The following is an 11,834-nucleotide window of genomic DNA, read 5'->3' as shown; positions in this document are numbered from 1 at the left end:
TTCGCGACACCTCGGTCGGATAGCGGTTATCTTGGAAGATCGATCGGTGCTCGGGGCTGGCGGTGCACCACGCCCGCCCCCACGCCGTGAAACTCTATCCGACAGACGTGGGGGATTTGTTGTGAGGGAATGGACGGAAGGCGTCCAGCAGGATTTCCTGGGGCCCGGGGGGCTCGCCGAGCTCGGGGGACTCGTGTCGCCGCTCGCGGAGGCCGGCTCGTTCGCGCTCCGGATGAAGTCGGTCGCGGTGGGCGGCCTCTACGTAAGCTACGTCGCGGCGAGTCCGTGCTATCTCAGTGGTCAGACGGTCTCCGCCTCAGTGGACCGGGCCCTCCACATGGTCTTCCCGTTCGATACCCAGCTGGTCGTTGAGGACTTCATCGACCAGGGGGTTCCCGTGGGCGGCCTCGTGGCGTTCGGGGAGGCGAATCTGCCGAGAATCCGCATGGAGTCCGCCGGGCGGGTCCTCGTCGTGAGCATGACCGAGGGTGTCCGGTCCTCAGGCGCCATCTTCTCGAAGGAGTCGCCCTCGCTGGTCATCTCGTCGTCGCCCAGCGTTGCGGTCGTGCGCGCCGTCGCCGAGCTCGTCTTCCGATCCGAGGAACGGGATGCGGCGATGAGCGAGATCCTGGCCGGGGTGTGCGGGATGGTCCTGCTCGACGCCTATATCGCCTCGGAGGCCGAGCCCAGGGACGACAAGCTCGTGGTCGTCGGACTCCGGATCATCGCGGAGGAATTCCGCCGCAAGGACTTCAAGGCGCGCAACGTCGCCGAGGCGCTCGGCATTTCCCTCCGCGTTCTCCAGCGCGCATTTGCGGATAGGGGAGGTGTCACAAATGTCATTCGCACCTATCGCACGCAAGAGGCGCTGAGGATTCTCGGATCCGATGCGGCGAATGGCGTCTCCTTCGACGCGATTGCCCGGAAGAGCGGATTCGCCGATGGGCGTGCCATGCGCAAAGCGATCGCGGACTCGACCGGAATGCTCCCAAACCAGTATCGGAAGAATTTCGGGTGACACACTTATGGCCCAGCATAGAGCAGGCCCTGCCCACCTCAGTGGTGAGCAGGGCCTATCTCAGTGGTGACGGCCGGTGGCGTCTCAGTGGTCGTGCGACCCTCCGGAGGCTTCGATGTCGACTTCGTTGCCGTCCCTGTCGTAGATCTTGCCGTTCTCGATTCGGTCGCCGTCCTCAAGGGCATCGAGCACCACGAGGGGGATCAGCCGGGTCGGAGCGGCCGCGAACACGGAGGGGCTGCTCTTCGGGTTCCCGCTCTTGATGACGTTGAAGAGGATGTTGAGCAGGACGGCCATGATCGCGGCCGAGCTGATGCCCGAGTCGAAGATGACCTGGACCCACGTCGGGAACTTCGAGTAGAACGTGGGGCTCACCACGGGAACGAGGCCGAACGCGATCGACGTCGCGACGATGATGAGGTTCATGCTGTCCTTGTAGTCCACCTTCGCGAGCGTCCGGATGCCGGAGGCGGCGACGGTGCCGAAGAGGACGATCCCAGCGCCGCCGAGCACGGGCATCGGGACCGCGGCAACGACGCGGCCGAGGACGGGGAGCAGGCCGAGGAGCACGAGAACCACGCCGCCGGCCGCGACCGCGAAGCGGCTCTTGATCCCGGTGACCGCCACGAGGCCGACGTTCTGTGCGAACGCGCTCTGCGTGAATCCGTTGAAGACGGGGGAGACGGCCGAGGACAGCATGTCGGCGCGGAGGCCGTTCGCGATGCGCTTCGAGTCGACCTTGGCGCCGGTGACCTCGCCCACGGCGAGGATGTCCGCCGTCGTTTCCGTCAGGATGACGAGGACGACGATGACCATCGAGATGATGCCCGCCGGCTCGAATGTCGGGAGGCCGAAGTGGAACGGCTGGGGAAACGCGAAGATCGGGCCGTTGAAGACCTGCGAGAAGTCCGCCTTGCCGACGACCGCCGCGATGACGGTGCCGATGACAATACTGAGGAGTATGGAGAGGCGCGAGATCATGCCGCTGCCGAGCTTGCTCAGGAGCATGATGATCACGAGCGTGAGCGCCGTGAGGCCGATGTTGGCCGGGTCGCCGTAATTCGGGGCCTTCGCGTTGCCGCCAAGCGACCAGTTGGCCGCGACCGGGACGAGGGAGAGGCCGATCGTCGTGATCACCACGCCCGTCACGACCGGCGGGAAAAAGTGGATGACCTTGGCGAAGAACGGCGCGACGATGAGGCCGATCAGCGAGGCGGCCATGACGGCGCCGAAAATGGCCGGGAGGCCGCCGCCGCCGTTGATGATCGCGAGCAGGGTCGCGACCGAGGCGAACGACGTGCCCTGGACGAGCGGAAGCTGCGAGCCGAACCACTTGATGCCGAGCGTCTGGAGGAGCGTCGCGAGGCCGCCGATGAAGAGGCAGGACGTGATGAGCAGGGCCAGGTCGGGGCCCTTGAGTCCAGCGGCCGAGCCGACGATGAGCGGCGGGGCGATGATGCCGCCGTACATCGTGAGAACGTGCTGGATGCCGTAGGCAAAGGCCGTCGGGATCGGCAGCTTCTGGTGTTCGGGACTTGTGGCCTCCGCGTTGGGGGCAGAGGGAACGGGCGCAGTCTTTCGAGTCATAGCGGACCTCCTTGTCAGCTTGGTTTCCGAATGCGCAACTTTGTGCGTGGTGGGGTGGGTGCGAAGCGGCGAGAAGAGGGCGGAGTAGGGCACGCCGGAGGCGGACGACGGCGGGCAGGGAGTCCCGCCGTCGTCCGTACGGGTGGTGGGTGGGTGAGGAAGGTGGGGTGGGTGAGGAAGGTGGGGTGGGTAAGGAAGGTAGGGCAGGTTCGGTAGGCCGGGATCGCGGGCCTAGCCGAGGCTCAGCAGAAGCCGGCGATGCCGTCCCAGGAGTTTCCGGCGTCCGAGATGGTCTCGCGCTGGAAGTTCGCCTCGATGAGGCCGTACGGGCGGTCGGCCGCGAAGAAGACCTCGCCCGGGTTGTCGAGCCCGAACGGCGTCAGGTCGACGAGGAAGTGGTGGTTGTTCGGGGTCGAGAAGCGGAGTTCGTCGATCTCGGGGTGCGCGTCGAGGACCTTCTGGGCCATCTGGAACAGCGTCTGCTGGAGCGCGTAGGAGTACTCCTCCGAGAAGCCCTCGAGCAGGAGCGCCTTGACGTCGTCGTACGTCTTGTTGAAGTCGACGGTGCGGTTCGCGATCGCCTCGTTGTTGTACCGCCAGCGGGCCGTGACGTCCGTCGCGAGGATGCGGTCCGTGGTTTCCGCGAGGGTCGTGAAGCGGTCCTTCGGGTAGCCCACGAAGCCGGACTGGGTCGACTTGAGGACCGTGAGGTCGTTGAGGCCGGAGATGACGTAGATGTTGTCGCCGTCCTTCGTCACGACCGCGTTGCGGACCTCCTGGCCCTTGCGGACGAACGAGTGGTCGTGCTCAGCGCCGTTGGCGATGATGCGCTCCCACGAGTACTGCTCGGCTTCCCAGCGGCCGCCCGAGACCCAGCTGAACTCCGACGTGAAGTGGTTCGCGAGGCGGATGAGGAACTCCTCGGGGGAGCCGATGCCGTCGCGGGCGAAGCCGTAGACGGTGTTCTTCTGGGTGTCGGTCGGGACGACCTTCGAGTTGTCGCCGTCGAAGTGGGCCGAGGCGAAGTCGCCGCGGAGCTGGGACGTGACGTTGAGGTCCTCGATCTCGTGCCGGTCGGTGTCGCGCGTGATCTTGACGACGCGGACTTCGGCCTTGCCGTACTGGTTCTTGCCCAAGACGATCTTGGTGTTCGTGTTCTCAGACATGGCTACTTAGCTCCCTCGGTAAGTGGAAAAGGCGAATGGACTCAGCAGGAGAGGCACGTGGTAGTGCGCCTCGTTCTCGTCGACCGTGAAGGTCAGAGAAACCTCCGGGAAGAAGGTCTCCTGCCCGATGCTGGCGAAGTAGGCTCCGGTCGCGAACTCGAGTCGGTACGAACCGCTCTCGAGCCGTTCGGGGCCGAGGTCTTTCACCCGCCCGTCGGCATCGGTGGTGCCCGTTCCAATCTGGGACCATGCCTCGCCGTCGCGGGCGTAGAGTTCGACGGCGACACCTGCGGCCGGCTTCCCGGCAGCGGTATCCAGGATGTGGGTGGTCACGTGGGAGACGCTCATGAGTTCATGCTCCTCTCGAGTCGCAAGACGGCGATTTCGCGGAGCTGCTCGGCGACGACCGGCTCCTCCTCCTCGGGCGTGTGGCCCAAGCGTTCCTGGAGGGCGGAGAGCATCTCCTCGGCCGAGCGGCCAGCGGCGCGGATCAGGAAGACGCGGCCGAATTTCTCTTCGTACGCCTTGTTGCCCTCGGCGAGGGCCGCGATGGTCGCCGCGTCGCGGGCGTCCACACCGGACTGCTCGCTGCGGGACATCGAGGCCTCGGCCGATGCGCCGGCGGCCCGTTCGCCAATGCGGGGGTGGTGGGCGAGCGCGCCCTCCAGCTCCTCAGAGGTGAAAGGGTCGGCTGCGCGTCGCGCTGCGGAGAGGAGATCGTCGAGGCTCGCGAAGGGGCGGGCTGCGGTGATTTCCTCGATCCAGCGAGGCACGTCGAGGCACGGCTTGAGAAGCTCGTGTGCCTCGGCGGCTGGGGCGGCGTTGAACTGTTCAAGCAACATGGCTTGTCTGGTCCTCAACTGCTCAATGCTGGCATCCACGGTGACGGCTATACGGAACGTCGGTTTCTGTGGTTCCGTATCGTGGAACTGTTATTTCAGCATGTGTAATTAGTGTGGTGCATCACAGTGTGATTGTCAACACCCTACTGTGTGACCTGTTTCGCGCGCGTTGCGGGCCGCGCTCCAGCCCGGTTCTTCTCGGGCCCAAGCCGCGCCGGGCCGAAACACGCCGCGATCGCGACTGATGGGGAAGATACAACCGGGCAGGAAGCGCGGGTGGGGTCGAAAAAAGGGCCCCGGACGCAGTGTCCGGGGCCCGAGGGTCGCTGGGGGAGCTGTCAGACGCCGAGGCGGTCCCGCAGTGCGGCGACGTGGCCGTCCGCCTGAACGGCGTAGTCGACCGACTCGACGGTGCCATCGGGGGCGACAACCGCCGTCGAACGCAGGATGCCCTCGACGACCTCGCCGTTCACGATCTTCTCGCCCCACGCGCCCCACGCCTTGGCGACGGCGGCGCCGTCGTCAGCGAGGAGCGGATAGGTGAGGCTGTAGTCGTCGGCGAACGAGGCGATGGCCTCGACCGGATCGGGCGAGATGCCGACGACGCTCACGCCCGCGGCGTTGAGCGCATCGAGGCTGTCGCGGAAGTCGCACGCCTCGGTCGTGCAGCCGGGCGTCGCGGCCTTCGGGTAGAAGTACACGACCACGCGGCGGCCGCGGTAGTCCGCGAGTGAGACGCCTGTCCCGGACGCGTCCGGGAGCGTGAACTCGGGGGCCGGCTGCCCGGCGGCGAGATTCGTGGTGGTTGTCATAGGTTCCTCCTCCTGTAGGGGGTCAGGCCGTGCCGCGGCGGATCAGCTGGCCCTTGGGCGCGCCGAAGTCCACCTCGGTGCCGCGCACGAAGGTGCGGCGCACCACGCCGGAGAGGGTCTTGCCCTGGTACGGCGTGATGTGGTTCTTGTGGTGCAGCTTGTCCGCGTCGACGACGAACGCGTCGTCCGCCGCGAAGATCGCGAGGTCGGCGTCGTATCCGGGGGCGAGGAGGCCCTTGCGCTGAAGGCGCGCGAGCTGCGCCGGCCGGTGGCCCATCCACTCGACCACGCGCTCGAGCGGAATGCCGCGGCGCCGGGCCTCGGTCCAGATGATCGAGAGCCCGAGCTGGAGCGACGCGACGCCGCCCCACGCGACGCCGAAGTCGCCGTTCTTGAGGTCCTTGAGATCGATCGTGCTGGGAGAGTGGTCCGAGACGATGCAGTCGATGACGCCGTCCTCGAGGCCCTTCCACAAGAGCTCGCGGTTGGACGCCTCGCGGATCGGCGGGCAGCACTTGAACGCCGTCGCGCCGTTCGGGATCTCCTCGGCCAGGAGCGTGAGGTAGTGCGGGCACGTCTCGACGGTGAGCTTGACGCCGTCGCGCTTCGCCGTGGCGATCATGGGCAGGGCGTCCGACGACGAGAGGTGCAGGATGTGGGCGCGCGCACCGGTCCAGCGGGCCCGCTCGATGACCTCGGCGATCGCGACGTTCTCGGCGCCGCGCGGGCGCGAGTGGAGGAAGCTGTCGTAGACGTCGCCGTCCGGGTTGGGCGCACGGTCGATCGCGCGCGAATCCTCGGCGTGGACGATCATGAGCCCGTCGAACGACGCGATCTCCGCGAGGTCCTTCTCGAGCTCGTCGACCTCGAGGTGCGGGAACTCGTCGACGCCCGAATGGAGCAGGAAGCACTTGAAGCCGAAGACGCCCTCGTCGTGCAGCGCGCGCAGATCGCCCGTGTTGCCCGGGATCGCGCCGCCCCAGAAGCCCACGTCGACGAACGACTGCGTCTCCGCGGAGGTGCGCTTGAGCTTGAGCGCCTCGACGTTGGTCGTCGGCGGGATGCTGTTGAGCGGCATGTCGATGATCGTCGTCACGCCGCCGGCCGCGGCCGCCTTTGTCGCGGAGGCGAAGCCCTCCCACTCCGTGCGGCCGGGCTCGTTGACGTGGACGTGGCTGTCCACGAGGCCCGGGATGAGCGTCTCGTCGTCGGCGAGTTCGATGACCTCGCGCCCCGAGAGGCCGTTGCCGAACGGCTCGAGCGCGACGATGCGCCCGTCGATGATGCCCACCTCGCGCGGCACAATGCCCGCCGTCGTGAGGACCCGCTGCCCGCGGATGACGAGGTCGAACTCGATGTCATTCATCGCACAGACTCCTTCCTGCTGTCAGTCTCAACAATAGTGACGCCCTCCGACGTTCCCGAGGGCGCTTGGGCGGCGAGGCCCTGCGCGATGATCCGGCCCGTCTCGCGGACGAGGCGACGGGCGTCGCGGATGCACACCTCGACGTCGGCCTCAATATCGGTGAGCGCGTGGACGGCGGTGAATCCCGCGGAGGCGCGCGCGGCGCCGTCGAGCTGGCTCCGCCCGCACACCGCAACGACAGGCACGTTCTGGGCGCGCGCCTCCGCGGCGACGCCGACCGGTGCCTTCCCCGAGAGGGACTGCGCGTCGAGGCTTCCCTCGCCCGTGACGACGAGCGAGGCGCCTTCGAGCTTTTCCCGCAGGCCGGTGAATTCGACGACGACGTCGATGCCGCGCCTGCGCTGCGCGCCAAGGGCCAGTGCCGCGTAGCCGACGCCGCCGGCCGCACCGGCGCCCGGCGCGTCCTTGGCCGCGACCGCGCGCGAGCCGAGCGCCGCGCCGAGGACGTCGGCGAAGCGCGCGAGGGCCGCGTCGAGCTCCACGACGTCCGACGGCGTGGCCCCCTTCTGCGGGCCGAACACGGCGGCGGCGCCGCGGTCGCCGAGCAGGGGATTGTCGACGTCGGCGGCAAGGATCAGTTGTGCGGCGTCGAGTCGAGCGTCGAGCCCGCCGAGGTCCGCCTCCGCGATGCGCGCGAGGGCCGCGCCGCCGAGCGGAAGCTCGTTGCCGGCGTCGTCCGTGAAGCGCGCGCCGAGGCCCTGGAGCATGCCGGCGCCGCCGTCGGTGCACGCGCTCCCGCCGACGCCGAGGACGATCTCGCGCGCGCCCGCGTCGAGCGCTGCACGGATGAGCTGGCCGGTGCCGAGGCTCGTCGCATTTCGGGCATCTTTGACGCCCCCAGGAAGCGCGTCGAGGCCGGAGGCGGCGGCCATTTCGACGACGGCGCGGCCGCGTGCGGGATCCACGGCGAACTCGGCCGTGAGCGGCTGGCCGGTGGGGCCGGAGACGCGCGCTCGGCGCGGGGAGAACCCCGCGCCGAGCGCCGCACTCACCGTGCCCACGCCGCCGTCGGCCACTGGGACCAGGACGAGCTCTGCCTCGGGAAGCTCCCCGCGGATGCCGTCGGCGAGCGCCTCGGCGACCTCGGGGGCCGTGAGCGAGCCCTTGAACTTGTCCGGGGCGAGGACGATCTTCACCTCGGCTCAGTCCAGCAGCGCGACGATCGCGGTCGGGGCGTCCTCGCGGCGCTCCGCGAGCTCCTCGAACTCCACGACGTTGTCCAGCTCGGTACCCATCGCGATGTTCGTGACGCGCTCGAGGATGGCCTCCACTACCACCGGCACCTTGTACTCCGCCATGAGGGCGCGGGCCTTCTCGAAGGCCGGGGCGAGATCGTCCGGGTGCTCGACGCGGATGGCCTTGCAGCCGAGGCCCTCGGCGACCTTGACGTGGTCCACGCCGTAGCCCTGGGCCCGCTCGGAGCCGGTCGCGTTGACGTTCTCGAACGCGAGCGAGACCTCGAAGTCCATCTCGAAGCCGCGCTGCGACTGGCGGATGAGGCCGAGGTACGAGTTGTTCACGACCACGTGGATGTACGGCAGCTGGTGCTGCGCGCCCACCGCGAGCTCCTCGATCATGAACTGGAAGTCGTAGTCGCCCGAGAGTGCCACAACCGTCTCGCCCGGCTTGCCGCGTACGACGCCGAGTGCCGCGGGGCCCGTCCAGCCGAGCGGGCCCGCCTGGCCCGCGTTGATCCACTTGCGCGGACCGAACACGTGCAGCATCTGCGCGCCGGCGATCTGGGAGAGGCCGATCGTCGTGACGTACGTGGTCTCGGGGCCGAACGCCTTGTTCATCTCCTCGTAGACGCGGAACGGCTTCATGGGCACGTTGTCGTAGTGCGTCTTGCGCTGCATCCGGCCGCGCTTCTCCTGCGCGGACTCGGCCCACGCCGAGTAGTCCGGCAGCGCGCCGGCGGCCTGGCGCTCGCGGGCCACCTCGAGGAGGGCCTCGAGGGCAAGGCCCGCGTCCGAGACGATGCCGAAGCCCGGCGAGAACACGCGGCCGATCTGGGTCGGCTCGATGTCGATGTGCACGAAGGTGCGGCCCGCGGTGTACTTCTCGATCGAGCCCGTGTGGCGGTTCGCCCAGCGGTTGCCGATGCCGATCACGAAGTCCGACTCGAGGAACGTCGCGTTGCCGTACTTGTGGCTCGTCTGGAGGCCCACCATGCCGGCCATGAGGCGGTGGTCGTCCGGGATCGTGCCCCAGCCCATGAGGGTCGGGACCACGGGGACGTTGAGGAGCTCGGCGAGCTCGACGAGCTTGTCCGCCGCGTCCGCGTTGATGATGCCGCCGCCGGCCACGATGAGGGGGCGCTCGGCGGCCGTCAGCATGTCGAGGGCCTTCTCGGCCTGCTTGCGCGTCGCGCGGGGCTTCTCGACCGCGAGCGGCTCGTAGGCGTCGATGTCGAACTCGATCTGCGCCATCTGCACGTCGAACGGCAGGTCGAGCAGCACGGGACCGGGGCGACCCGTCCGCATGAGCTGGAACGCCTTCTGCACGGCGCCGGGGACCTGGCCGGGCTCGAGGATGGTCATGGCCATCTTCGTGAGCGGCTTCGCGATGGACTCGATGTCGACGGCCTGGAAGTCCTCCTTGTGGAGCTTCGCGACCGGGGCCTGGCCCGTGAAGCACAGCATCGGGATCGAGTCGGCCTGCGCCGCGTAGAGGCCCGTGATCATGTCGGTGCCCGCCGGGCCGGAGGTGCCGAGGCAGATGCCGATGTTCCCGGCCTTCGCACGCGAGTAGCCGTCGGCCATGTGCGAGGCGCCCTCGACGTGACGCGCGAGGGTGTGGCGGATGCCGCCGTGGGCACGCATCGCCGAGTACAGGGGGTTGATCGCGGCGCCGGGCAGGCCGAAGGCCTCGGTGGCGCCCTCCTTCTCGAGGATGGCCACGATCGCGTCGACAGTGCGCATCTTTGCCATGTCGGTGCTCCTTTCGTGTCTTGAAGTCTTAGTTCTTGCCGGAGAGTTCGTTGGTGAGTTTGAACAGCCCCGAGTGGTCGAGGCCACCATCGCCGCGGGCGACGAGAGCGGACACGAGCTGGGCGACAGCCGCGCCGAGCGGGACGACGACGCCGGCCTCGCGGGCCGCGGAGGTGACGATGCCGAGGTCCTTGTTGTGGAGGGCCAGACGGAAGCCGGGGTCGAAGTTGCGGTCGAGCATCTTCTGGCCCTTCTGGTCCAGGACCTTCGAGCCGGCGAGGCCGCCGCCGAGGACCTTGAGCGCCGCGTCGGTGTCCACGCCGTAGGCCTCGAGGAACACGATGGCCTCGGAGAGCGCCTGGATGTTGACGGCGACGATGAGCTGGTTCGCGGCCTTGACCGTCTGGCCGGAGCCCGAGGGGCCGACGTGGACGATCGTCTTGCCGACCGCATTGAGGACGGGCTGCGCGGCCTCGAAGTCCTCGGGGGCGCCGCCGACCATGATCGAGAGGACCGCGTCGATCGCGCCCTGCTCACCGCCGGAGACCGGGGCGTCAAGCGGGCGGATGCCGGCCGCACGGGCGTCCTCCGAGAGGCGGACCGCGACGTCGGGGCGGATCGAGGACGCGTCGATCCAGAGGGCGCCCGGCTTCGCGTTCGCGAACACGCCGTCCGGTCCGCTCACGACCGCTTCGACGTCGGGGGAGTCGGGCACCATCGTGATGACGACGTCGGCATCCTTGACGGCTTCGGCGATGCTCTCGGCGCCGTTGCCGCCCTCGCCGACGAGCTTCTGGATCTTGTCCGTGCTGCGGTTGTAGCCGGTGACCTGGTGGCCGGCCTTGACGAGGTTGACGGCCATGGGAAGGCCCATGATGCCGAGACCGATGACTGCAACGTTGCTCATTGGTGATCTCCTGGGAAGTCTGTGGGGCGGGTGGGCTGCTTGGGGAGGGCCGGCGGGGCCGGAGGGCTGCTCAGCCGTTGACCGGCCGGATGGCCCACGTGAAGGCCTCGGCCTGCGGGGCCTTGTACTCGAGGCCGATGTAGCCCTCGTACCCGAGCTCGCGGGAGCGGGCGATCCACTCGCCGAGCGGGAGCTCGCCGGTGCCGGGGGCGCCGCGGCCGGGGTTGTCGGCGATCTGGATGTGGCCGAAGTCCTTCGCATGCTGCTCGATGACGGCCGCGACGTCGTCGCCGTTGACCGCGAGGTGGTAGAAATCCGCGAGGAGCTTGATGTTGTCGACGCCGGCCTCCTGCGTCTTCGCGATGACGGCGAGCGCGTCCGCGGCGGTCTTGAGCGGGTAGGCCGGTGTGCCGGAGACGGGCTCGAGGAGCACGGTGCCGCCGATCTCGGCGATGCCCTTCGCTGCGGCGACGAGGTTCTCGAGGGCGAGCTCATCCTGCGCCTCCGGAGTGGCCCCCTCGAGGCGGTTGCCGTAGAGGGCGTTGAAGGCCTTCGTGCCGAGGCGCTCGCCGATGGCTGCGACGACCGCGATGTTGGCCTTGAACTCGCCCTCGCGGCCGGTCCACGAGACGAGGCCGCGGTCGCCCGCGGGCATGTCTCCCGCGAAGAAGTTGAGGCCGCTCAGCTGCACGCCGGCGTCTTTGATCGCGGACACGAAGGCGTCGACATCCTTGTCGGCCGGAACGGCCTCGGCGAAGGGCCACCAGAACTCGACGGCGTCGAAGCCCGCTGCCTTCGCGGCGGCCGGGCGCTCGAGGAGCGGAAGCTCCGTGAGGAGGATGGAGCAGTTCACCGTATACGTCATTGTCAGGGGCCTCTCTTCGCTTGACACGTGGGTCAGTCTTTCACATTGCGGAAGAAGATTTTCTCTTGATGAAAGTGTAGGCCTCGGGTGTGAGCGGGGTCAACCCGGTATACCTCCTCGGGGCGCCCGAGTTCGAGGGTCCGCTTCGTCGGTTTGCGAGCCGGGTTCCCCGGGTCTTGCGCCAGCCTCCCCATCGCCTGGGCCAACCTCCCCGGTTTTCGAGCGGACGACGGCGGGACACGCCGGTGTCCGGACGCTGCACGCAGCGTGTCGTCGCCAAG

At 68.4% G+C, this 11,834-nt stretch carries 11 protein-coding genes; 1 reads left to right on the top strand and 10 read right to left on the bottom strand.

The annotated features are described in order from the left end of the window. The first annotated feature begins 121 nt into the window (after positions 1-121). Positions 122-1,018, top strand: coding sequence for a helix-turn-helix domain-containing protein (locus RBS12_RS09040; protein WP_307965751.1), 897 nt, complete (start codon positions 122-124; stop codon positions 1,016-1,018). Positions 1,019-1,102: 84 nt separating this feature from the next. Here RBS12_RS09040 and RBS12_RS09035 read toward each other — a convergent pair whose 3' ends face one another. From RBS12_RS09035 to RBS12_RS08990, 10 genes are all read right to left on the bottom strand, one after another. After that, complete coding sequence (locus RBS12_RS09035) at positions 1,103-2,605, bottom strand: nucleobase:cation symporter-2 family protein (RefSeq protein WP_307965750.1); 1,503 nt, start codon at positions 2,603-2,605, stop codon at positions 1,103-1,105. 242 nt (positions 2,606-2,847) lie between these two features. Beyond that, positions 2,848-3,771: a factor-independent urate hydroxylase gene (gene pucL / locus RBS12_RS09030; RefSeq protein ID WP_307965749.1), complete on the bottom strand. Its 924-nt coding sequence runs from the start codon at positions 3,769-3,771 to the stop codon at positions 2,848-2,850. Between the two features lie 6 nt (positions 3,772-3,777). Beyond that, a complete protein-coding gene (gene uraH, locus RBS12_RS09025; RefSeq protein WP_307965748.1) occupies positions 3,778-4,119 on the bottom strand; it encodes a hydroxyisourate hydrolase in 342 nt (113 codons plus the stop codon). Beyond that, the gene (gene uraD / locus RBS12_RS09020; RefSeq protein ID WP_307965926.1) at positions 4,116-4,631 is read right to left on the bottom strand and encodes a 2-oxo-4-hydroxy-4-carboxy-5-ureidoimidazoline decarboxylase; all 516 of its coding nucleotides are present in this window, start codon (positions 4,629-4,631) and stop codon (positions 4,116-4,118) included. The genes uraH and uraD overlap by 4 nt, the downstream gene beginning before the upstream one ends. Before the next feature lie 320 nt (positions 4,632-4,951). Continuing rightward, positions 4,952-5,425 carry a thioredoxin-dependent thiol peroxidase gene (gene bcp / locus RBS12_RS09015; RefSeq protein ID WP_307965747.1) on the bottom strand — a complete coding sequence of 158 codons (474 nt, stop codon included), beginning with the start codon at positions 5,423-5,425 and terminating at the stop codon, positions 4,952-4,954. 22 nt (positions 5,426-5,447) lie between these two features. Next, positions 5,448-6,791: an allantoinase AllB gene (allB, locus tag RBS12_RS09010; RefSeq protein WP_307965746.1), complete on the bottom strand. Its 1,344-nt coding sequence runs from the start codon at positions 6,789-6,791 to the stop codon at positions 5,448-5,450. Then, positions 6,788-7,987 (bottom strand): glycerate kinase, encoded by a 1,200-nt coding sequence (locus RBS12_RS09005; RefSeq protein WP_307965745.1) that lies wholly within the window; start codon positions 7,985-7,987, stop codon positions 6,788-6,790. The genes allB and RBS12_RS09005 overlap by 4 nt, the downstream gene beginning before the upstream one ends. Before the next feature lie 6 nt (positions 7,988-7,993). Continuing rightward, complete coding sequence (gcl, locus tag RBS12_RS09000) at positions 7,994-9,781, bottom strand: glyoxylate carboligase (protein ID WP_307965744.1); 1,788 nt, start codon at positions 9,779-9,781, stop codon at positions 7,994-7,996. A gap of 28 nt (positions 9,782-9,809) precedes the next feature. Continuing rightward, entirely contained in the window at positions 9,810-10,688 is an 879-nt protein-coding gene (locus RBS12_RS08995) for a 2-hydroxy-3-oxopropionate reductase (RefSeq protein ID WP_307965743.1), read from the bottom strand. Between the two features lie 70 nt (positions 10,689-10,758). Continuing rightward, entirely contained in the window at positions 10,759-11,553 is a 795-nt protein-coding gene (locus RBS12_RS08990; protein WP_307965742.1) for a TIM barrel protein, read from the bottom strand. Positions 11,554-11,834: the final 281 nt, after the last annotated feature.

Source organism: Sinomonas sp. ASV322, from assembly GCF_030908245.1.
Lineage (GTDB): Bacteria > Actinomycetota > Actinomycetes > Actinomycetales > Micrococcaceae > Sinomonas.
Note: the sequence above shows the minus strand (reverse complement) of the source record. Positions and strands in the feature narration are given on the sequence as shown.

Excerpts from the sequence above, each read along its gene's own strand:
- RBS12_RS09035 (WP_307965750.1), bottom strand. The coding sequence starts at position 2,605 with ATGACTCGAAAGACTGCGCCCGTTCCCTCTGCCCCCAACGCGGAGGCC.
- pucL (WP_307965749.1), bottom strand. The coding sequence starts at position 3,771 with ATGTCTGAGAACACGAACACCAAGATCGTCTTGGGCAAGAACCAGTAC.
- uraH (WP_307965748.1), bottom strand. The coding sequence starts at position 4,119 with ATGAGCGTCTCCCACGTGACCACCCACATCCTGGATACCGCTGCCGGG.
- bcp (WP_307965747.1), bottom strand. The coding sequence starts at position 5,425 with ATGACAACCACCACGAATCTCGCCGCCGGGCAGCCGGCCCCCGAGTTC.
- allB (WP_307965746.1), bottom strand. The coding sequence starts at position 6,791 with ATGAATGACATCGAGTTCGACCTCGTCATCCGCGGGCAGCGGGTCCTC.
- gcl (WP_307965744.1), bottom strand. The coding sequence starts at position 9,781 with ATGGCAAAGATGCGCACTGTCGACGCGATCGTGGCCATCCTCGAGAAG.
- RBS12_RS08995 (WP_307965743.1), bottom strand. The coding sequence starts at position 10,688 with ATGAGCAACGTTGCAGTCATCGGTCTCGGCATCATGGGCCTTCCCATG.
- RBS12_RS08990 (WP_307965742.1), bottom strand. The coding sequence starts at position 11,553 with ATGACGTATACGGTGAACTGCTCCATCCTCCTCACGGAGCTTCCGCTC.